The sequence below is a fragment of the Limnohabitans sp. 2KL-17 genome, assembly GCF_003063415.1.
Lineage (GTDB): Bacteria > Pseudomonadota > Gammaproteobacteria > Burkholderiales > Burkholderiaceae_C > Limnohabitans_A.
In genome coordinates this window covers 1-21141 of sequence record NZ_NESK01000032.1, presented here as the reverse complement: position 1 = coordinate 21141, position 21141 = coordinate 1, and the positions used below count along the sequence as shown (strand labels likewise).

The following is a 21141-nucleotide window of genomic DNA, read 5'->3' as shown; positions in this document are numbered from 1 at the left end:
AGCACCAAGGACATAGTTCTTGGTGAACAGCGGCCCTCAGCCACCGTTCAGGACACCTTGAACATGCCCATTGGCATGCAGGCTCAGGGTGTAAGGGTGCGCACCGGTTTTCAAGGACTTCAGCCTGCGGGCAGCATCGACCATGGCCCGTGCAGCAAACTGGTGAACATCGAACCGGGCTTCGAGCAACAGACCCGCATGCTGGCCTGCATCTGCACTTTCAAGACGTTCCAGCACCAGGCCTTGGCGCTCCTGCGCTGCCAACGTACTCAGACTGTCTATCTGAAAAATCCGGCTTGACTCGCCAGCAAACAACGGGTCGGACTCGATGAGATCGTGAACGGTCTCCCACGAAGCACCTGGCATCAACTCGACATACACATAGCGCACCAACTGGCCATCCGGACCGCTGAACTCACCCTCCAATGCCTGCTTGACCCCTGGCAGATGGCTCACAGAAACGCTGTGGTGCATCTGAACCGCCGGATGCCGGTGCGCCACGCTGCGGCCTCGCGGTATCAGGACATGGAAAGCGTTGTTCATCAGGGGCAATACCCCCGGGTTCCAGCCAGCGCCATAAACAGCGGTTGCGCGGTAACGGTGGGCTTGTTCCTCCAGTGCTTGGTAATGGGCCATCAAGGCCACCCCCTCAAGACGGGCGCACTCGACCATGGGTATGCGCGATTGCAACAGGTCATGGGCCACAGCGCCAACCTCCAATGGCGGCACGCACACTAAAGCCAGGTCGACCTCCGGCAAATCACGGATGTGCGTGACGCGGACGGTGTTTTGCAATCGGCCTCGCAAAAATCCTGGAAAACCTGGGCGCTCAACTACCCCAGCCAGCGCCAGATCGGGGTCATCGAGCAAAGCCAGTGCACAGGCGCGGCCAAGTTTCCCCGGACCAACCACTGCCACCTGCAAGCGTTCTGGCGATTCACTCAGTGCGTGATTTTTACTCACTGCCGACGCGCACGCTCTTGCTTGATGCCTACATCAATCGAACCAACCAATGTGTTCATCTCTTGCGCCAGTATCTTGAGCACATCGTCCATCGTGACAATGCCCATCAGTTCATCCTGAAAGCCGACCACAGGAACACGGCGCACACCGTGCTCACGCATGCTTCGCATCAGGTCGAGCAAGGAATCGGCTTCGTTGGCCGTTACCACGTGCTCAGACATGATGTCTTCCAGCCTCAAGGGCTCGGGGTCCAGCCCTGTGGCCACGACCGACATCACGATGTCGCGATCAGTGACAAGGCCCCGCACCTGACGACTGCCGTTTTCATCGTCGACCACCACCAAAGAGCCCACATGGTCTTCGCGCATGAGTTGCGCAGCAGCCACCAGACTGGTTTGTTTGTAGCCTACGGTGACTTTGCGTTTGCAAATATCGCCTGCTGTCAGTTGTTTACCCATCATGGCTCCTTGAAAAGGTGACAACGCCACTTGAAGCTGTCAGGGTCAGGCGAACGGCCTGACAACGAAGTTCAAGAGAAAGTCTTTTGATCATGTCCTGTGATGTCCAGCGTGTCGGTGCAACAACACACGGCTTGTCATCGCCTAGGTGATGCAAGAAACAGACAGGCGGCACAACACACAGCAACATGATCAATCGTTCGATCCCAAGCCCACTTAAGCCTTTTTTAATGGGTTCGGTCTTACCCCTTTTCTCATGTTTGCCATCAAGGACCCGCCCTATGAGCACCACCAAACCCATTCCCATGCAAGTCATTTTTCGCAACCTGGAGACCTCTGATGCGGTGGAAGCCCGGGTTCGCGAAAAAGTCGACAAGCTTGGGCGTTTCTACCCGAGCATCAACAATTGCCGAGTGGCCATTGAGCAGCTCCACCGCCACCATCACCAAGGGAATCACTTTCATGTTCGAATTGACCTGAAGGTGCCCGGACACGAGCTGGTTGCTGACCGAGAGCCCGATGAGAACCATGCTTATTCCGATGTGTATGTGGCGCTGCGAAATGCCTTCGATGCGATGCGTCGACAACTTGAAGACCTTATTCGGCTTCAGCAAGGCCATGTCAAACACCATGAAGAACGGCCACACGGCCATATCACCGAAATATCCCCCGACAAGACCTTTGGGCGCATTGAATCGATCGATGGCCGATGGCTGTACTTTCACCGAAACAGCCTGATCGGTGAAGACCTGGACAAACTGCAGGTCGGAACACCTGTTTACTATGTTGAAGACACCGGTGAGGAAGGGCCACAAGCCAGCAGCGTTTACCCGGTTGGAAAGCACCACATCCTGGTTTGAGCTTCAGGCGCTGAACCACCAAAGCGCCACCCCACACTTGGGCCTCGGCCCAAGTGTGGGAATTCATCAGACGATTTTGAGCAGATGGCTTTGCCCATTGGGTTTTTTAGGCAGCGTCAGTTGCAACACCCCGTCTTCGTATTTGGCAGAAGCTGCAGACTGGTCTACGCTCTCATCGAGCGTGAAACTGCGTGCCACGCTGCCGTAGTAGCGCTCACTGCGAATGATCTTGGCACCCTGCTTCTCTTCTTTCTCCTTTTTCACTTCTGCACTCAGGGACACCTGATTGCCTTCCACAGACACTTTGATGTCTTCTTTTTTAACGCCTGGAATTTCGGCTTTGACAAAGAAATTTTTGTCGTCCTCGGTCAAGTCCAGTCGCATTTGCGGCTCACCCTCCATCAATCGGTACATGGGCCGCATGGCAAACCCTTTGAAAAAGTCTTCACTGAAGGGATCGCGCAGTTCGCTGAATGGGTTAAATCGTGTGAGGTTGCTCATGGTGTTTTCTCCGGTTTTCAAAAAAATGGGCCGCAATTGCGCCGCAAGACAATGTGGAGCGCGGTGGAATTACGCATCGCCCCAAGGGTCATTTCGAAAAATGCCCCTGCGATCACTGTCTGTTTTTTTACACCCAACGTCTGTTGATCAACTCACAAATACCATCAGGATTTACCTGCACTGAAACCCCCATCCACCAGCAACTGAGATCCGGTTACAAAGCTGGCCTCATCACTCAACAAAAAGAGCGTGGCACTGGCCACTTCATCAGGCCTTCCCAAGCGCCCCCAAGGGTGAAGACCGATGAGAAATTGACGCTGCGCATCGGTGATACCTGACAGCAAAGGGGTATCGATGTAGCCGGGGCAAACGGCATTGACACGCACACCATGTTCGGCCGCCTCCAATGCCAGCGTGCGGGTAAGGTTAACCACCCCGGCTTTGGCGGCGCTGTAAGCAGCTGTGCGACTTTGGCCCTGCAAACCCAGAATCGAAGCGCAGTTCACAATGCTGCCGCTGCCTTGCACAATCATCTGGCGCAATGATGCACGCGCTACACGGAACACCCCCATCAGGTTGATGTCCATCATACGCATGAAGTCCTCATCGCTGTAATGGTCGGCGGGACTCAGGCCTCCAATGCCAGCATTGTTGAAAACGCCGTCCAGACGACCAAAGGTGTCCAGCGTGCGCGCAACCATTTCATCCACCTGGGCTGTTGAAGTGACATCCACAGGAACAAAGTGACAACGGCCCGGATACATCAAGGCCCAATCTTCAGTTCTTTCACGGCCAGCAGATTCAGGCAAATCGGCCAACACCACACGTGCGCCTTCTTGCAAAAATCGTCCGATTGCAGCCAGTCCGATGCCACTGGCTGCTCCGGTCACAAGAATGGTCTTTTGGGGGATACGCATGTCAATCTCCGGAGGAACGAGAGGGCTGAATAGGGGGCTGAAGCACAGCCTTATGGACCCGATTAGGCCGAAAGATCGTCAAGCCTTTGAGGCCCTCACGCCAGGCCTGCATGAACAGTGCACCGATGTCGTCGGCACTGGTATGGGCAGACAGGTTCAAGGTTTTGGAGATGGCGCCGTCCACAAAGGGCTGCACAGCCGCCACCATGGCAATGTGGTGTTCAGGCCGGATTTGCAAAGCCGTCACGAACGCTGAAGGCAAGCGCAACGCAGAAGACCCCAGACTTTGGTAAATGCGCCAAGCATGGTCTTGCGCCTCAAAGCGATGGCGATGGCCATCGGCCGCATGAAAGTGCCGCGTATACGACCAGTCAAAAACAGGCTCAATGCCAGTAGAGGTGTTGTCAGCAAAAGCCAGACTCACGCTGCCGGTGGGTGCAATCGACAGCAGGTGGCTGTTGCGCAGACCGTGCTTGCGAACAGAGGCTCGCAAGGCAGGCGACAGCCGACTGGCAAAGGTGCCGGGGGCCAAGCAAACATCGGCATCAAACAAGGGGTAAGTGCCCCGCTCTTTGGCCAAGGCCACTGAGGCGGTGTAGGCGTGGTCGCGCATTGTCTGGGCGATGGTTCGGGCCATCTTGCGTCCTTGCGGCTGGTCATAGCGCAGCCCCAGCATGACCAATGTGTCACCCAAGCCCGTGAAGCCGATGCCGATCCGGCGCTTAGCGCGCGCCTCACTGGCTTGTTGTGGCAAGGGCCAGGCAGTGATGTCCAGCACGTTGTCCAGCGCACGCACTTGCCAACGCACGGCTTGTGCAAAGGCCCTCGTGTCAAATGCTGCCGCCCCCCCTTGACCGAAAGCGTTGCGAACAAACCGCGGCAAGACGATTGGTCCAAGAACACAACCACCATAAGACGGCAATGGTTGCTCACCGCACGGGTTGGTGGCTTCTATGGTTTCGATGGCACGCAGGTTGTTGTCCCGGTCAATGGTGTCCAGAAACAACAAGCCAGGCTCAGCGCTGTGGTGTGCAGCATGGCTGATGGCAGACCACAAGGTTCGGGCTGGCAATGTTTTGTAAACCCACAGTCCATCACCTCTGACATAGGGGCCTGTGGCCAAGCTGGCGGCCAGACCTGCCGGGGGCCTGAGGTCGCGAGGTGAGACGCGGTGCACCAAGTCCCACATCTGGTCATGCTCGACCGCTTGCATGAAAGCATCGGTGATGCCAACCGACACATTGAAAGAACTCCAGCGCCCCGGCGTTTGTTTGGCCGCAATAAAGGCCAGCACATCGGGATGGTCACAACGCAAGACGGCCATTTGAGCGCCTCGTCGGGCGCCCATGGATTGCAAGGCCAAGCAAGACTTGTCAAATGCATCGATGAATCGGCAAGGCCCAGAAGCATTCAGGCCCGTGCCATTGATGCGCGCCCCTTGGGGCCGGATACGGGAAAAGTCATAGCCCACACCACCGCCGCGGCGCAAGGTCTCGGCCGCTTGAGCCAATGCGTCATGTATGCCAGGGTAGCCCCCTTCATCGCGCCCACCCAAGCAATCACCCACCGGTTGCACAAAACAATTGGCCAGCGTCACGGCCATGCCAGTGCCTGCACTGGCCATGATGCGACCGGCCCCGATGGCCCCGGCTGCGAGGTGTAGACGGAAAACCGCCTCAAAGTGGGCCTGTTGATCGGGGGCTTCGATCGAAGCGATGGCTTTGGCAACGCGATCAAAGACATCCCCTGCAGTCAGCTCACCTGGCTGAAGGTATTTGCTTTTCAAGACCGCTTGGCTCAGGGCTTGTGGTGCCAGGAATGACGCCGGCAAAGGCGCACACGGCGCCGCAGCAACAGGCGCCATGGCCTGCTCGGATGTATGGGCAGAAGGTGTCATTGCGCCTATTGCAGCGCAAGTGGGCCCACAAAGCATTACTTGAAAAATGGTAGCCCGCCCACCATTACCCATTGGCTTGCGTTAGCGCAAGAGCGCAGGTCGATGGTTTGTTCAGTATTGATTTTTCTGCACAAAACCGGGTCAAGTTTGCCCCAGGAAGGACCCATGATGAAAGCCAAGCACCTGATTTTTCACGACGAGGCGCGCGACAAAATTCGCCGAGGTGTCGATGCTTTGGCCGAGGCCGTGAAGGTGACGATGGGTCCACGAGGCCGTACGGTGATTTTGGAGCGCGAATGGGGCCCGCCACAAATCGTGAACTCAGGTGTTCTGGTTGCCAAAGCGATTGACCTGGAAGATCCTTTCGAAAACATGGGTGCACAACTGTTGCGGGAGGTGGCGGCTCGAACCAGCGAAATGGCAGGTGACGGAACCACCACAGCCACGGTGCTCGCTCACGCCATGGTGCACGAAGGTCTGCGCTACTTGGCTGGGGGCATGAAACCGATGGAACTCAAACGTGGCATTGAGCGGGCCATAGATGCCGTTGTCGCCGAGCTCAAGGGCATGTCACAAACCTGCGCCGACTCCAAAGACATTGCGCATGTGGCCACCATTTCTGCCAACAACGATCGCTCGATTGGCGAGTTAGTGGCCAGCGCCATCGACAAAGTAGGCCGTGAAGGGGCCATTTCAATAGAAGACGGCTCAGGTCTGGTCAGCGTGCTGGAAGTGGTTGAGGGCCTGCAGTTTGGCAACGGCTACCTGTCCCCCTACTTCATTAACAACACCGAACGCCTGAGTGCCTTGCTGGACGACGTTCGCATCCTTTTTTGCGAAGGCCGGCTGGCCTCCCTCAAAGACCTTTTGCCTTTGCTGGAGGAAGTGGTCAAGTCCGGTCAGCCCTTGCTGGTGATTGCCGAAGACCTGGACAACGACACCCTGGCGGCACTGGTCATCAACACCATACGGGGGTCCATCAAAACCTGCGCGGTCAAGGCCCCTGGCTTTGGCGCACACCGCCAGGCCATGCTGCAAGACATGGCCATCCTCACGGGCGGAAAAGTTGTCAGCGAGACCATGGGCCTGAGCCTGACCAAGCTGAAGTTGACCGACCTTGGGCGAGCCAAGCGGGTGGAGATAGGCAAAGACAGCACCACCTTGATTGGTGGCGCTGGCGACCCACGGGCGATCCAGCAACGCATCGCCGTGATCCGCAAAGAACGCGAAGCCGCTGAAAGCGAGTACGACCGAGAAAAGCTCGACGAACGCGCGGCCCGCTTGGCAGGTGGTGTGGCGCTCATCAAGGTCGGCGCCACCACCGAAACCGAATTGAAGGAACGCAAGATCCGCGTGGAAGACGCGCTGCACGCGACACGCGCGGCCATCGAAGAAGGCATCGTGCCAGGCGGTGGCGTCGCCTTGTTGCGTGCACGCAAGGTGTTGAGCCCAATGCACGGCGAATCACTCGACGAAACATCGGGCATCCGCTTGGTGGCAAGGGCATTGGAAGAGCCCTTGCGCCGCATTGTGATCAACGCGGGCGATGAACCCTCAGTGGTCGCCCAGCGGGTCGACGACTCTTGCGAACCAGCCTTTGGCTACAACGCTGCCACCCGCCAATACGGTGACTTGCTGAAAATGGGCGTGATCGACCCAGCCAAGGTGACGCGCCTGGCTTTGCAAAACGCGGCCTCGATCGCAGGTCTGATTCTGACCACCGACTGCATGATCGCCGCAGTGCCTCAACCCGCAACCAAGGCCACCGACACAGCCATGTCACCGGCCATGGGGCAGCAGATGGACATGTTTTGACACACCCCACCCTGTCAAACCCATGAGCAGACTTCCCTCCGCAGGCAGCAGCCTGAACCCCAGGCAAAGCTGGACATTGGCGTATGTCGTCGTTGCGACCTTGTTGCTTTTCTGGCTGCAAGGCGTGCTTCAAGGCACTGCAGCCACCGAGACCGTGCCTTACAGCCAGTTTGAACAAGCCCTGGCCGATGGGCGCATCTCCGAAGTGGCCATCTCGGACCAAACCTTGATCGGTCGCTTGAAAGAGCCTGTCGGTAACAAGACCCGTTGGCTGACCGTGCGCGTCGAGCCCGCGCTGGCAGCCAGGTTGGAAACCTACAAAGTGCCCTACACCCGCGTGATTGAAAGCACTTGGCTGCGCGATGTGATGTCCTGGATCTTGCCTTCCTTGGTTTTTTTCGGGCTGTGGTTCTTTCTGATTCGCCGTCTGGTCAACCAGCAAGGTGCGGGCAGCTTTTTGAACATCGGCAAAAGCAGGGCCAAGGTGTATGTGATGCGGCACACCGGGGTCAACTTTGCCGATGTCGCCGGGGTGGACGAGGCCAAGCAGGAACTGGTGGAAGTGGTCGACTTCTTGAAGCACCCCGAAGACTATGGCCGCCTGGGCGCGCACATCCCCAAGGGCGTGCTTTTGGTGGGTCCACCTGGCACTGGAAAAACCTTGCTGGCCAAGGCCGTGGCGGGCGAAGCAGGTGTGCCCTTCTTTTCGATGTCGGGCAGCGAGTTTGTCGAGTTGTTTGTGGGTGTGGGGGCCGCACGGGTGCGCGATCTGTTTGAGCAAGCCCGCCTGACCGCGCCCGCCATCATTTTCATCGACGAATTGGACGCGCTGGGACGCGCCCGCGGGGCGTTTCCGGGCTTGGGCGGACACGATGAAAAAGAGCAAACTCTCAACCAGTTGCTGGCCGAGATGGACGGGTTTGACACCTCGTCCGGCGTGATCATCCTGGCCGCTACCAACCGCCCCGAGATACTCGACCCGGCACTGCTGCGAGCCGGCCGCTTTGACCGGCAGGTGCTGGTGGACAAGCCTGACAAAAAAGGCCGGATCGACATCCTGAATGTGCATGCCCGAAAAGTGCGTTTGCACCCGCAACTCTCGCTGGAAGCCGTGGCCGCCATTACACCGGGCTTTACGGGCGCCGACCTGGCCAACCTGGTGAACGAAGCCGCCATTGTGGCCACACGGCGCAAAGCAGACAACGTGACACTGGCGGACTTCACCGCTGCCGTAGAGCGCATCGTGGCGGGCCTGGAAAAACGCAACCGCGTGCTCAACCCCAAAGAACGTCTGGCCGTGGCCCACCACGAGATGGGCCACACGCTGGTGGCGCTGGCCTTGCCGGATACAGACACAGTGCACAAGGTGTCCATCGTGGCGCGCGGCATTGGCGCCTTGGGCTACACCATCCAGCGCCCAACTGAAGACCGCTATTTGATGACACAAGCCGAGTTGCAACGCAAGATTTGCGTGCTGCTGGGCGGGCGCGCCGCAGAAAAGTTGATGCTGGGCCACATTTCAACTGGAGCTGCCGACGACTTGGCCAAGGCTACCCAGATTGCCCGCGAAATGGTCATGCGCTATGGCATGGACGAGTCACTGGGTTGTGTGAGTCACGACAGCAACCGCGTTGTGCCCTACAGCATGGGTGAAAACCTGTTCATGCCACCCTCAAACCCGGTGTCTGAGGCCACCCAACAAAAACTGGACGCCGCCATAGCCGGCCTGCTGAGCCACAACCTGGAAAGGGCAACCCGCATATTGAGCACCAACCGCACACTGCTGGAGCGCTGCTCACAAGAATTGCTGAAAGTGGAAACGCTGGATTCAGAAGCCCTGAAAGTCTTGACCGCAGACATGGTGCAAGAGCCCGCTTTGAGCTGAAAACACAAGAACTGGGAAGTATCGAATCTGTTCGTGCAGGATGGGGCTTGTTTGGGGGGGGCGCATGTCCAGTCACTGCGTGGCGATGCTTTGACCACGCAACATCCGGGCCAAAATATTCTTGCGTGGGCTGCCTCCTTCTGCTGCAAAGCTTTGATCAGGAAGCGCATCACAGAGGTTGTGCGGCCACACACAGACCCACCACAGCGCACTGCGAACAATCAGCCCCATGCAAACACGTTGGGAACATTTCGAACACGGCGCCGACATCGGGGTGCGTGGATGGGGGGCATCCAAGGCCGAGGCTTTTGAGCAAGCGGCTTTGGCCATGATGGCCGTGATCACCACCCCCGATCATGTCGCCAACAAAGAAGCGATCGAAATTGACTGCGAAGCCCCCGACGATGAAATGCTGCTGGTGGACTGGCTCAATGCGTTGGTTTATGAAATGTCAGTGCGTCGCATGTTGTTTGGTCGCTTTCACGTGCAACTGAACAACCACCATTTGGTAGCACAGGCACTGGGCGAGGCGACATCGGTGCAACGCCACCATCCGGCTGTTGAGGTCAAGGGCGCGACTTTCACCACCTTGAGTGTGGTGCCTGTAGATGGTGGCTGGCTGGCCCAGACCGTGGTGGATGTCTGAGCCATGGACCTCGACCGCCTGAAAGCTCTCAGTCCGTTGGCATGGCAAGTGCCAGTGAAGGCCAGCATGCGTGTCCCCGCTGTGATTTATGGCAGCCGGGAACTGCTGCGCGACATGGACGACAAAGTGCTGGAACAAGCCATGAATGTGGCCGCCCTGCCCGGCATTGTGGGTGCCTCATGTGTGATGCCCGACGGGCATTGGGGCTATGGCTTTCCCATCGGAGGCGTGGCCGCATTTGACGCAGATCAGGGGGGTGTGGTGTCGGCAGGGGGTGTCGGATTTGACATTTCATGCGGCGTGCGCTGTCTGCTAACAGGTCTGCGCCGGGCTGACATCATGGCGGTGCAAAAGCCCCTGGCCAAAGCACTTTTCGAGGACATCCCTGCTGGCGTGGGAAGCACTGGCCACATCAAGTTGAACGAAGTGCGCATGGACGCGATGCTCAGCGGCGGTGCACGCTGGGCCGCGCAGCAAGGCTGGGGATCGGCCGCTGATTTGCTGCGCATTGAAGAGTGCGGCCAGATGCTGCACGCCAAACCTAAATTTGTCTCACCCCAGGCGCGGCGCAGACAGCGCGAAGAGATGGGAACGCTGGGCAGCGGCAACCACTATCTGGAGGTGCAGGAGGTCACGGCCATTCACGATGGCGCTGCAGCGCAAGCCTTCGGTCTGGAATTGGGCAGCGTCGTGGTCATGGTGCATTGCGGCTCTCGCGGGTTGGGCCACCAGATTGGCACCGAATTTTTGCGCCGCATGGTCGAGGCGGCACCCAGCTTCGGGCTGAAGTTGCCAGACCGCGAACTGGCCTGCGCGCCCATCCACTCCGACCTGGGGCAAGAGTACCTGGGGGCCATGCGCGCCGCCATCAACTGCGCGCTGGCCAATCGCCAGATCATCACCCACCTGGTGCGCGAGGTGTTTGCCGATCTGCTGCCCGCGGCGCAACTGTCTCTGCTGTACGACGTATCGCACAACACCTGCAAACAAGAAATGCATGAAGTGCAGGGTCACCAGCGTGAGCTGCATGTTCACCGCAAAGGGGCTACGCGCGCTTGGGGGCCAGGCCACCCTGAACTGCCAGATGCGCTGCGGGCTGCAGGCCAGCCAGTGCTGATTGGGGGATCGATGGGCACAGGCTCGTATATTTTGGTGGGCACCCCACAATCGGAAGGATTGGCATTTTCCTCGGCTTGCCACGGTGCAGGCCGGGCCATGAGCCGACATGAGGCCGCACGAGGGCGCAGTGGCCGTGTAGTCATTGAGCAACTGGCCGAACGCGGCATTGTGGTCATGAGCGCGTCTTCACGCGGCGTGGCCGAAGAAGCGCCCGAGGCCTACAAAGACATTGGCGCCGTAGTGGATGCCACCGATGCAGCAGGCTTGGCACGCAAAGTGGCACAACTGGCGCCGCTGATCTGCATCAAGGGTTGAGCATGGCGGGCCATCCGAAAAGTCAGAATGATCAGCGACTGCCCCGCGAAGCAGACAAAAAACACATCACCCTTTGGGCAGTCACTTTTTAAATGATTGCGCCAAAAATTCAACTACTAAAATATTTTTTCATCAAGCCGCCCGCGCATGGCCGGTCATCTTTCGCGTTGACCTGCTTTAGCACAAGTCCCTTTAAACCGCCACCACAGACACGCCCCCTCCAGGCAGGTTCAAGGCAAAGCGCTGCCCCACGCGCCATGCATGCGCCACCTTTGGCGAGACCACAAACGTTGTCAGCATAAGTTCAAACAGATTTGATGGCGGGTAAATTGGTAGGTAGAAATAAAAAATGCGCCCAAAGGCGCATTTTTACTGACTTACTGGCGGAGTGGACGCCATAGAAATCCAGCTCCGCGAATGATCGGTATCGGCCGAAAACCTTATTGCTGACAATGGGTTACGCGAAACCTATCAGCCGCTAGTGATCGCTACTGGACGCGATTATCTCGGGCTTTCCTGTGAGTCAAATTGTGAGTCGAATCACACTCCATGAACGCCAACAACCGCAAATCCATTCAAGATCAGATCGATCAAGCCCTGCCAGATTCCAACGGCAAAACACGCAAGCTTTACCGCATCCAAGGCGCAGACTTCCTGCTCCAAGTCACGCCACAAGGTGTCAAATCCTGGTGCTATCGGTACACACTCAACGGCAAGACCCGCGTCATGGGCTTGGGCTCAGCCAATCGGATTTCATTCGATGAGGCCAGCAAAAGAGCCCGAAAGGTACGAGTCCTGTTGGATGACCGCATTGACCCACTGGCCGAACGTGATCGACTGAAGGCCGAACAAGCGCAGCAAAAGGCCCAAAAAATCACCTTCCGTGAGTGCGCAGAGACCTTCATTGAATCGCACCGCGCAGAGTGGAAATCAGCCAAGCATGCGGCCCAATGGTCAACAACACTGGCGGAATACGCCTACCCTGTACTTGGCTCCTTGTCAGTGCAGGCCATCACGGTTACACACGTCAAAGCGGTCATTGAACCCATCTGGCACACCAAAAACGAGACTGCTGACCGTGTCCGCTCACGCATCGAAAAAATACTGGGCTGGGCTGCAGTGCATGGCTATCGTCACGGCGACAACCCTGCACGCTGGTCAGGGTATTTGAGCGAGATTTTCCCAAAGCGTTCTGCTGTACGAAAGATCCAGCACCACCCCGCGTTGCCCTATGCAGAGATGCCGGAGTTCATGCGGCAGTTGCAGCAGTCCCCCGGCATCGGCAGTCTTGTCATGCAATTCTTGATTCTCACCGCCACCCGAACCACAGAAGCACGAGCCGCCGAGTGGTGCGAGGTTGACATAGAGGCTGGTCTATGGAGCATCCCCGCTGAAAGAATGAAGGCCTACCGCCCCCATAGAGTCCCGCTGTCAAGACCGGCTGTGGAAATTCTGCGCCACATGAAGGCCATCAACGATGCGCATCCAATACCCTCAAAATATGTCTTCAACGGACAGCAATGGGGAAAACATCCGTCAGAAGCCATCATGCTGGTGCTGCTCAAACGCATGGGACGCACGGACATAGTGCCGCACGGTTTTCGTAGTACCGTGCGCGATTTTTGGGCGGAGCAAACTACATTCCCTCGGGAAGTCGCCGAAGCCGCTTTGGCACATGCGTTGAAGGACAAAACTGAAGCCGCTTACCAGCGTGGGGATTACCTCGAAAAGCGCCGCGAAATGATGGATGTGTGGGCTGCTCACTGCATGTCGGCAAGTTGTTGCGGAAATACTACCAATTAGCATGTGCCGGAATCGCCCGCCGTTTGCCTTCGTGCAAATCTGTGCTATAGAATTTAGCCACAACTACAAAAACGGGGTAGTCGGGCAGCTTCTCTAGAAGCTGTTAGGGATGACACACTGCCCTCTTTCGTCATTCCTCCTGTCCTCTAGATTGAGCTTTTTGGTCAAGTAGAGGAGAGCATTAGGCGCCAACACTCATGTGCTGGCTTTGCGTCAACACCTTTGTGTTGGTGCCCCATGCGCATGGAAGCCGGGCCACAAGGACTTCTATACGTGTAGGTGCTAGGTAAATCCATTAACTACAGCCACAGCTGGGCGATTAAATGCGCTCCCCGCTCGCAGTGGTGTGTTTTGGAAATTTACTATGTCAATAAGCACACAGAAAACAGATGTTCAAAGCGTTCTGATTCAGAAAAATAATCACCTTTTGCGCGATGTCGAGGTTCAAAAGCTGACCGGAGTGCGCAAGACCCGCCGGGCTGATCTGATGCGCAACGGCAAATTCTCGCAGCCCATCAAAATATGCGGAGGCCGCACGAATTACTGGCTGGCATCGGAAATCGACCAGTTCATCGCTGCTCAGATCGCACAACACCGCACAGAACAAGCTGAAAAGCTGGCGCAACTCGCAAGCGATCCCTTCAACGTTCTGATGAATGCCTTGGCAGGGAAATCGGCACCCGCCGCCCATGAACAAGAATCATCCCGTGGTGTAGTGAACCCGAATGATGCAATGTATCAAACGGGCATGAACGAAGGGGGGATTTAATCATGACTACTTTCAAGATTAATTTTCCTGAAATCGTGACAAGAAAAATTCATTCCATTGAATTTGGCACAAGCACCTCCAAACGATTACGGTCAATTACCAAAAAATTCCGATTACCACTAACACGGGCTCCATGGAGCCTAGTCATTACCGAATCTATTCTTCCTGACAACAATAAAGGCTGCGATGTATTAATGTCAGGCAGCTTTCATGAAGTTTTGATGGGTGACAGTTGTTTGACTGAGCCCATGCTAGAGCCGCTGCTATCGCTCATGTTTAGCCTTGCCAAGCACGAGTTGATCCAAGAGTACACAGAGCTTGAATATGAATTGAGTGCTATAACGTTGAATCAATGTGAAATCTTGGATTTGGAGCAGCCGCTCTATTTTAAATTTGACACCCCAGAAGATGTGATTCAACAATATTTGGATATTCAATCGCACTGTGAAGTGATGCTTGATGGTCAACGCTACTCAATGGCCGCGAAAGGAAAGAAGTGCTATGTGGATCAAACAGTGTCCCGGATTTCCAAAAGCAAAAAATCACGTTGGGAATTTCACGTTGAACTTCCATTCGGCAGGGTTTCATTCAGCACCATTCTTCAATCTTCCAATTGGCCGGAAGGATTAAAAACCATAGAGGGCCCTACAGATCAAGAGAAGGTTTTACCCGTTTTGAAATGTCTTCTCCAAGCCACTTTCCATGTGAATTTAAAGGATTTTCAATTGGAAGGGAACATTCTTCCATCGAACCCAATGAATTGGACAAAGACAGAAATCCCAAACAGTCCATTTCAACTGATTTGGGATGCCGTACTGCGTGAACTATGGTTGAATTTAATTATTCCCAAGAACGTGCAAGATGTCGATCAAAGTCAATTGAAGTACTCTGAACAAGAGGTCTTGGGAATGTATTTCAACGCTCCAGAGCGTAACTTATTGAACTCAAACCGAATGAAGGACCCCATTGATCGAATGAAAATTCATACAAACATCATCAACAAGACAGGCATCAATATGGAGGTGCCTTGGGTGATTTTGAAAAACAACAGATCTGAAATCGGTGACCAACTGGCTCGTTTTATTAACCCTAGCGAAGTGGAGCCACTATCGCGCTACACGCTTACGCGGGCGTTCATTGCAGAACAAGTTGAGCGACTTGAAAATGCTATTGAGCAGAAGCGCTTGAGTGACGATTGGCCTTGATTGAGCTTGAGTGAGGCGGCTGAATTTTGCACGGTTCAACGTGCAATTTTCAGCCGATACGTAACGCATAACCGATCAGATTACGTCGAGACGCTATGCGTTTGAAAGATACACCGCCACATCACTTGCCTGTTCGAATCATGGGCATAGAGCTTCAAATAAGCCACTTCAGGCCAAGCCACAGCAACCGAAAAGTGCATATTAGTAACCACTGCATTTTTCACAGCCAGACAGCCGTAACAATCCAGCCAAGTTAAAGATTAAACCATGGCAGACTCTCTCAACTTCTTTGTACCAATCGACACGATGACGGATGCAGACTACCGTGAGTGCAACTATCCTGGACAAGCGCTGCTAAAGGTCAACCTCAATGGCGAATATGGTGGACTAATCCAACGCTGGATTAAAGTCCCAGGACTCGCCAAAGGTAATCACTTCAAGATCCGTGGTATGTGGGCAGGTGATCCAAGTGAGCTTAGACTTTCCGGATATCAGATCAGTATCAACGTTCCAGCCAACACCATTGGAAACAATGCACTGCTGACGAATGGAGTTCCACGCGCCACAGAATTAGCAGTCCTCATCCTCAAGTGCTGGCTAAAAAGCCAAGGATGCACTTACAAGGGAATTGATGCGCTGGACTTTGAAAACTCAAAATACATGGATGTCACGCCCACATTTCTGCACGAATGTGGAACGCATGGAAATGCAAACCAACGGCAGAGTGACTTTATTACTGCTTCTGAAATCAGAAACGCGGATAGGTATTCAGGCGAGTTTGAAAGCGCCACTGAATTCACACCCAAGGCTTTCAGTTACGGATCATCCAAGGTTAAAACTGCCTACTTGTCAGAGCGCACACACAAAATACCTGCATACGTAAAGAGTCGTCATACAAAATCCACCGCAGTATTTTCCTGCAATGAAGTTCGAGAGCGCATAATTGATGCAGCAGAATCAAAGCTTCGTGTCGAATGCAAGGTATATGAGAAATGGTTGAAAGACAATCAACTTACACGCCCCGAAGATTGGCGTCTTTATGGTGATGAGGCCGCCTACCGGAAAGTCTACGCATTGATTCGGGCGGGGCTTCTACTTGATAAGGGTCTGCGCAGTCGTGCCCCAAAGCAAACAGATATTGCAAAACTTTGCATGGCAGACCAAGAGGTATTGCGCTGGCATTTAGATGAAGATGATAAACACCAAGGCCGAAATCATCCTTCGATATTGAATAAGGGCGACAGAATTGCACAACAAAAATATTTCTCGGCCATCAAACGTCGCGTTTTTAAAGCCTTGGGCCTAGATATTTCGTTGCCTTGGAAAATTCAGTCCGCTGCGATGTCCACCAAACTCGGGGAACTGTTGGTCTACCCTGGACTGTATGAACCGCCGTCAGACCTTGAGGAACATGTTTTCTCCCCCACCAGCGTGGCCCGGATGATTCACACACTGAAGGTACGACTGGATCGAGAACGCACTCGCAGTATCTGTCATGACCACATCCACCCGGACCTCCAAGATGAGCCGCCAATTCGTTTGGGGCAACTGCACGTCAGTCCACTCGCTCGACAACATCTCAACCACCATCGAGAGCCTCTGCACAAGTATTTGAGTTGCCATAAATGGGGGGTACACGGGGAGCTGTCACTGAGCCAAATTCAAACCATGACAAGAGCAGCCGCGAACTTGGAGCCAGTCCAGTCACGGTATCTTATTGGCGATAAACACCTTATTGTTCAAACAGAGCACCGCCCTGTTGATGGTTCGGGTGCAGATCCCATGACCCAAGTTCGTGTTGAAGGAGAGTCCGACATTTTGTGATCCTTAAAGCTTGTTCGTGAAAGCGCTATGGGCAAGGCGTGCTGCAACACCAATTTGAACCAATGACTATCACTGCCATTGAAAGGAGTTGCTACCATGCCCACAAAGCTTTGCCGCTGGGGTCACAGTCTCGGGGTGCGCATACCATCCGTTATCGCCCAAGCTGCGGGTCTGAAAGCCGGGAGTTATCTGGAGGTTCGGCTACTTGACTGTGGGGAGATTCGACTGCGGCCCGTTGGACACATCGCCACTGTGGACGCAAGCGCTGAAAAGGAAGTCGTGGTTGCTAAAGCGCCGAAGGAGTCCAAATGGTGAACCTCGTTACAACCAGACTGCGCGAATGGCCTGCATGTTGCCCAAGGCACGAGAAGGTCAAGCACAGGATTTTTCTCGTTGTGATTTTGTCGCTGGGCATCACCTGTATGGCGTTCATATAACGACCAGACGCTGATTGCTACGACAGGGGAAGGCCCGAAGATTTTGCGGTCTTTTCCCTTATATGATGTTGAGCATGACCGAGGACATCGACATCATCCATTCTCCATTGGAGCAGACCTACAACGCTGACGGCCACAGTGTGCGCATTCAAATCTACCGCAGCGCTGACAGCCAATGGATTCTTGAAGTGGTGGACGAACATGGAACCTCCACCGTGTGGGATGACCAGTTTGAAACGGACAAGCTGGCGCTAGAAGAAGCCTTCATGGCCATTGAGACCGAAGGCATTGGCAGCTTTATCGCCAAGGCCCACAACGAGGCCAAAGCTGCAGAACCGGAATTGCTGAAAGCACTGGCACAGGGAAAGATTCAACCCACAGCCCAAGAAGTGCAGGACATGATGGCACCACTGTCCGACGAGGAGCTTGAAGAACTCGATCAGTTCTTGCTCTATGGCGTGGACAACGACGAAGCCATGACGCTGGACACGTTGGACGGCTATTTGCATGCCATCGCCATTGGGCCGCAGACCATCATGCCCAGTCAGTGGTTACCCAAAGTCTGGGGTGAAGACAGCGCCATGATGCCCCCCACGGACAGCATTGACCAACTCAATCACATCATGGGCTTGGTGATGCGTCTCTACAACAGCATCATTCACGGTTTTGAGAACAAACCGCCGTTGGTGGCACCCTACTGGGACACTTACGAATACGACATCGGAGAATTTGAAGAGGCCGATGGCTGGGCCTACGGTTTTACCGAGGGTGTGGCGCTGAACCGTGCGGCGTGGAAGCCCTTGTTCGACAGCCCGCAAGGCCAACGGTGGTACAGGCCCATTGGCTTGCTGGGTGAAGAAAGCTTCTCTGCCGATCAGGACGAACTGACCAAAACCCCCGAGCAACGGGAACAACTGGCCCAGCAGATTGAAGACAGCTTGGCCAACATCCATGCCTTTTGGTTGCCGCTGCGCGAGGCGATACACGAGCGGGAAACGGCCCAACGGTTGCGCACCAAGGTAGGCCGCAACGAACCCTGCCCCTGTGGCAGCGGCAAGAAGTTCAAGAAATGCTGCGGGTCAGCGTCTGAGCTGCATTGAGAAGATGCCTAAATTTGACACGGTTGCAAAGGTAAAAAATGGATATCGCAAGGTGCGCTGAAGATGGTCAAATTTACTTAGCTGTAACTTTTGCTGCATTACCTTCCTTAGATTTAGAAAGGATGCGCCAACAACTTTCGTGTCCAGAGTGTGGTGGGCCCGCTTTTTTCCGCAAGGCCTCGCGAAGTGGGCGAGCAGCTTGCTTTGGTGCTCGCCCACATCACCCAGGATGTAACCTAGCGGCACAAGATACTGAGCGGGTAATTGAAGGGGAAGGAACTGATCTTGACGTTCTGAATAATCCTGCTGAGCGAATTGTGATTGATCTGGGATTTGGAGGACGCTCGCAAGAAATCCACAGCGATCATAATGAGGCCTATGGACAGACTGGAAGAGCCTATCGATATACTGGAGGTAATCATCGCCCAGATGCGAGAATGCATCGTCGACTCAGCTCGCTACTGCGCACCTTAATTGAAGCGCCTTATTTTTCTGAATCCCAACAATTATTAGAAATTCCTAATCAGCCAGAAATTCGTGTATGCGATTTTTTTGTCCCTCTTCTTGAGGTGAACTCAAGCCTTCAATCAAAAATAAGAGGTTGGTGGGGCCTAGTTTCTGATGCAAAAAATGGTTCTGACAACTCTCTATGGCTGAACAGTGGCCGTAAGGGTACGTTCAGCATCTGCCTTCCGACTGATATGTGCGCACTTGTTCTAGATCGATTCCGACTCGAAGACAACGAGCAAATTGCCGGAGCTTATGTGCTGGCAATAGCAGATCTTCGCATTTCTGCGAATGGCAAGATGTATTGCGTGATCGAATCACCAAATCACATTGCGATACGTTTGACGTAGCGATCACTTAATCGTCAGATGCCCCAATTGCGCGAAATATATTTTCGCTTTTGATATTTTTGACTATCGATAAGTGCGCGTTATCGCTAGTTAGCTTGCAGCACGTTGTACGACTGAAGCACAAGCGCCCTGACTCGGCATCATCGAAGGCTTCTTTTGCTATAACACTACAGTACTATATACCCAGAGGTAAAGAACATGAATACAAACCCGATTCGAATGTGCCGACTGGTCAAGGTTGGGATGTACCTGTTGTCACTTTGGCTGTTGCTGATCTTGATTGTTGTCAACAAGATCAGTGTTGACGTGTGTTTTCAGTGCAACTTAGCTTCATGGGATGAGCTCAAGGCGATTGCGGAGAGTAATTATTTGCCCCTCATTTGTGTCGTCATTTTGTGCATCTCGTTGGTCTTCTATGCGGCTTTTGTGCGAGTCATTGGAGGCGCAAAGGATGGTCCATTCAAAATCGTGGAGATGGAAGACAAAAGCGCAGATCATCTGGTTTTTCTTGCAACCTACGTAATTCCGCTGCTCAGTTTTGGACTTGATAATCCAAGGCAAATAATCAGCCTAAGCATCATATTGACGTTGATTGGTGCAATCTATGTTCGCACCAATCTGTTTTATGCAAACCCAACGCTCTCATTGCTTGGGTTCAAAATATCCACCGTCAAATTTGATGCGGTAGGTGGTAATGCCCCAGCTGGAATGACTGTATTGATTGCGCGAGAGGATTTTGAAATTAATACAAGCGTCAATCTAGTCCGACTAGATAAGAACATTTTCTTTGCAAGAAAGGCGATTTCGATAAAACCATGAAATCAATACAAGAACTCAGAGCAACTTTGACTGAAATTCTGCATGCCGACGGAATCAATCTTAAGTTATATCTAGGGGTGGGGGACAGTGATAACAGGGACTACAAGTTAGCAGATTTTGACGATGGGGCCACTGAGTCGGTCTGTCAGCAATTCGTTGGCAGTGTTGATCATTTTTTTCTTGACGAAAATCTGACAACGCTGCCCCTTTCGCAGATGGATCACCGGGCGGATACGTTATACAAGTACGATTTTGATGAGGTTCCCAGCGAATTTCAAAAAATTCGCGCCCTATTGTCGGGAGCTGATCCGCAGTTATTCTCGTTCGAAAATAATGCGCTATCTCGTGTAACAAGTCTAGTAATTAAAATTTCATCAGCCCAGAAATCTGTCACTTTTTTCAAGAAATTTTACCCTGTTTCTCTTGTTAAGCGTGATCAGATTCTGTTGGTCGTGAAATCAAATACGCGCTTCGCTGTACTCGATGAAGATGTATTTAAAGTGACCGGAGGATTTGAGTTGATTTTGATAGATGATGAGTTCTACATCAACGACTTTGGAAAATTCGAAAAGTCATTTTCTTTTGACCGAATTGCCAAAAATGCAATGAGTCAGGTTGCCCAAAAAATATTAGCCTTAGATATGGTGAATGATTTAAAAGGCTACTTAAGCGCGGGCGTCGCCTCTAGGAAGGATGTGTTGAGGGCAGGAGGTAGTCGCGTGCTGGATTTGGATAAAAATGTCATTCTTGCTTTTGCAATGCAGAAGCACAATCAGATTGGACTGCGGGTAGTTGACGGAAAGTTACAGCTAAATTCGAAGGATTGAAGTGGACCCCGAATTTGGGACAGGTGTTTAAGTGGGACACTATCCAAAAAAACGGGTTACCAATGACTGAATCAAAAAAACGCAGAGTTCATCCGCCGGAGTTCAAGGCCAAGGTGGGGCTGGA

At 53.9% G+C, this 21141-nt stretch carries 19 protein-coding genes; 14 read left to right on the top strand and 5 right to left on the bottom strand.

Features of this window, described 5'->3' with window-relative positions; genetic code table 11:
• Positions 1–36: 36 nt before the first annotated feature.
• Together B9Z45_RS14645 and B9Z45_RS14640 are read right to left on the bottom strand one after the other, a co-directional pair.
• On the bottom strand, positions 37–963 hold the full coding sequence (locus B9Z45_RS14645; protein ID WP_108407958.1) for a hypothetical protein: 927 nt from the start codon (positions 961–963) through the stop codon (positions 37–39).
• Entirely contained in the window at positions 960–1421 is a 462-nt protein-coding gene (locus B9Z45_RS14640; protein ID WP_199221917.1) for a CBS domain-containing protein, read from the bottom strand. Before B9Z45_RS14640 ends, B9Z45_RS14645 begins: the two co-directional genes overlap by 4 nt.
• A gap of 281 nt (positions 1422–1702) precedes the next feature.
• On the opposite strand from B9Z45_RS14640, the gene B9Z45_RS14635 reads away from it, so the two are divergent.
• Positions 1703–2281 (top strand): HPF/RaiA family ribosome-associated protein, encoded by a 579-nt coding sequence (locus tag B9Z45_RS14635; RefSeq protein WP_108407957.1) that lies wholly within the window; start codon positions 1703–1705, stop codon positions 2279–2281.
• Positions 2282–2347: 66 nt separating this feature from the next.
• On the opposite strand, the gene B9Z45_RS14630 is transcribed toward B9Z45_RS14635, so the two are convergent.
• The 3 genes from B9Z45_RS14630 to B9Z45_RS14620 all read right to left on the bottom strand — a co-directional run bounded on the left by B9Z45_RS14630 (position 2348) and on the right by B9Z45_RS14620 (position 5596).
• Complete coding sequence (locus B9Z45_RS14630; protein WP_108407978.1) at positions 2348–2782, bottom strand: Hsp20/alpha crystallin family protein; 435 nt, start codon at positions 2780–2782, stop codon at positions 2348–2350.
• Positions 2783–2946: 164 nt separating this feature from the next.
• Positions 2947–3699, bottom strand: coding sequence for an SDR family NAD(P)-dependent oxidoreductase (locus tag B9Z45_RS14625; RefSeq protein ID WP_108407956.1), 753 nt, complete (start codon positions 3697–3699; stop codon positions 2947–2949).
• A 1-nt stretch (position 3700) separates the two neighbouring features.
• A complete protein-coding gene (locus tag B9Z45_RS14620) occupies positions 3701–5596 on the bottom strand; it encodes an adenosylcobalamin-dependent ribonucleoside-diphosphate reductase (RefSeq protein ID WP_370445848.1) in 1896 nt (631 codons plus the stop codon).
• A gap of 168 nt (positions 5597–5764) precedes the next feature.
• Here B9Z45_RS14620 and groL point away from each other — a divergent pair, with 168 nt between their 5' ends.
• The 13 genes from groL (at position 5765) to kwaB (ending at position 21017) form a co-directional block, all read left to right on the top strand.
• On the top strand, positions 5765–7411 hold the full coding sequence (groL, locus tag B9Z45_RS14615) for a chaperonin GroEL (protein ID WP_108407976.1): 1647 nt from the start codon (positions 5765–5767) through the stop codon (positions 7409–7411).
• A gap of 52 nt (positions 7412–7463) precedes the next feature.
• Entirely contained in the window at positions 7464–9296 is a 1833-nt protein-coding gene (ftsH, locus tag B9Z45_RS14610; protein ID WP_370445850.1) for an ATP-dependent zinc metalloprotease FtsH, read from the top strand.
• A gap of 229 nt (positions 9297–9525) precedes the next feature.
• Complete coding sequence (locus tag B9Z45_RS14605) at positions 9526–9942, top strand: archease (protein ID WP_108407975.1); 417 nt, start codon at positions 9526–9528, stop codon at positions 9940–9942.
• Positions 9943–9945: 3 nt separating this feature from the next.
• On the top strand, positions 9946–11376 hold the full coding sequence (locus B9Z45_RS14600) for an RtcB family protein (protein ID WP_108407954.1): 1431 nt from the start codon (positions 9946–9948) through the stop codon (positions 11374–11376).
• 585 nt (positions 11377–11961) lie between these two features.
• Positions 11962–13179 (top strand): tyrosine-type recombinase/integrase, encoded by a 1218-nt coding sequence (locus B9Z45_RS14595; RefSeq protein ID WP_370445849.1) that lies wholly within the window; start codon positions 11962–11964, stop codon positions 13177–13179.
• Positions 13180–13543: 364 nt separating this feature from the next.
• Entirely contained in the window at positions 13544–13948 is a 405-nt protein-coding gene (locus B9Z45_RS14590) for an AlpA family transcriptional regulator (protein WP_108407952.1), read from the top strand.
• A 2-nt stretch (positions 13949–13950) separates the two neighbouring features.
• Positions 13951–15153 carry a hypothetical protein gene (locus B9Z45_RS14585; protein WP_146180926.1) on the top strand — a complete coding sequence of 401 codons (1203 nt, stop codon included), beginning with the start codon at positions 13951–13953 and terminating at the stop codon, positions 15151–15153.
• Positions 15154–15420: 267 nt separating this feature from the next.
• Entirely contained in the window at positions 15421–16977 is a 1557-nt protein-coding gene (locus B9Z45_RS14580; protein WP_146180925.1) for a hypothetical protein, read from the top strand.
• A 96-nt stretch (positions 16978–17073) separates the two neighbouring features.
• Positions 17074–17292: an AbrB/MazE/SpoVT family DNA-binding domain-containing protein gene (locus tag B9Z45_RS17625; RefSeq protein WP_108407949.1), complete on the top strand. Its 219-nt coding sequence runs from the start codon at positions 17074–17076 to the stop codon at positions 17290–17292.
• A gap of 196 nt (positions 17293–17488) precedes the next feature.
• Positions 17489–18514: a UPF0149 family protein gene (locus B9Z45_RS14570; RefSeq protein WP_158270433.1), complete on the top strand. Its 1026-nt coding sequence runs from the start codon at positions 17489–17491 to the stop codon at positions 18512–18514.
• Positions 18515–18552: 38 nt separating this feature from the next.
• Entirely contained in the window at positions 18553–19371 is an 819-nt protein-coding gene (locus tag B9Z45_RS16925) for a hypothetical protein (protein WP_146180924.1), read from the top strand.
• 198 nt (positions 19372–19569) lie between these two features.
• Positions 19570–20190, top strand: coding sequence for an anti-phage protein KwaA (kwaA, locus tag B9Z45_RS14555; RefSeq protein WP_146180923.1), 621 nt, complete (start codon positions 19570–19572; stop codon positions 20188–20190).
• Entirely contained in the window at positions 20187–21017 is an 831-nt protein-coding gene (gene kwaB / locus B9Z45_RS14550) for an anti-phage protein KwaB (RefSeq protein WP_108407945.1), read from the top strand. Before kwaA ends, kwaB begins: the two co-directional genes overlap by 4 nt.
• Positions 21018–21141: the final 124 nt, after the last annotated feature.

What these genes read in the sequence shown, in the direction of transcription:
- B9Z45_RS14640 (WP_199221917.1), bottom strand. Translation starts at nt 1,421, where the DNA reads ATGGGTAAACAACTGACAGCAGGCGATATTTGCAAACGCAAAGTCACC.
- B9Z45_RS14635 (WP_108407957.1), top strand. Translation starts at nt 1,703, where the DNA reads ATGAGCACCACCAAACCCATTCCCATGCAAGTCATTTTTCGCAACCTG.
- B9Z45_RS14630 (WP_108407978.1), bottom strand. Translation starts at nt 2,782, where the DNA reads ATGAGCAACCTCACACGATTTAACCCATTCAGCGAACTGCGCGATCCC.
- B9Z45_RS14625 (WP_108407956.1), bottom strand. Translation starts at nt 3,699, where the DNA reads ATGCGTATCCCCCAAAAGACCATTCTTGTGACCGGAGCAGCCAGTGGC.
- B9Z45_RS14620 (WP_370445848.1), bottom strand. Translation starts at nt 5,596, where the DNA reads ATGACACCTTCTGCCCATACATCCGAGCAGGCCATGGCGCCTGTTGCT.
- groL (WP_108407976.1), top strand. Translation starts at nt 5,765, where the DNA reads ATGAAAGCCAAGCACCTGATTTTTCACGACGAGGCGCGCGACAAAATT.
- B9Z45_RS14605 (WP_108407975.1), top strand. Translation starts at nt 9,526, where the DNA reads ATGCAAACACGTTGGGAACATTTCGAACACGGCGCCGACATCGGGGTG.
- B9Z45_RS14600 (WP_108407954.1), top strand. Translation starts at nt 9,946, where the DNA reads ATGGACCTCGACCGCCTGAAAGCTCTCAGTCCGTTGGCATGGCAAGTG.
- B9Z45_RS14590 (WP_108407952.1), top strand. Translation starts at nt 13,544, where the DNA reads ATGTCAATAAGCACACAGAAAACAGATGTTCAAAGCGTTCTGATTCAG.
- B9Z45_RS14585 (WP_146180926.1), top strand. Translation starts at nt 13,951, where the DNA reads ATGACTACTTTCAAGATTAATTTTCCTGAAATCGTGACAAGAAAAATT.
- B9Z45_RS14580 (WP_146180925.1), top strand. Translation starts at nt 15,421, where the DNA reads ATGGCAGACTCTCTCAACTTCTTTGTACCAATCGACACGATGACGGAT.
- B9Z45_RS17625 (WP_108407949.1), top strand. Translation starts at nt 17,074, where the DNA reads ATGCCCACAAAGCTTTGCCGCTGGGGTCACAGTCTCGGGGTGCGCATA.
- B9Z45_RS14570 (WP_158270433.1), top strand. Translation starts at nt 17,489, where the DNA reads ATGACCGAGGACATCGACATCATCCATTCTCCATTGGAGCAGACCTAC.
- B9Z45_RS16925 (WP_146180924.1), top strand. Translation starts at nt 18,553, where the DNA reads ATGGATATCGCAAGGTGCGCTGAAGATGGTCAAATTTACTTAGCTGTA.
- kwaA (WP_146180923.1), top strand. Translation starts at nt 19,570, where the DNA reads ATGAATACAAACCCGATTCGAATGTGCCGACTGGTCAAGGTTGGGATG.
- kwaB (WP_108407945.1), top strand. Translation starts at nt 20,187, where the DNA reads ATGAAATCAATACAAGAACTCAGAGCAACTTTGACTGAAATTCTGCAT.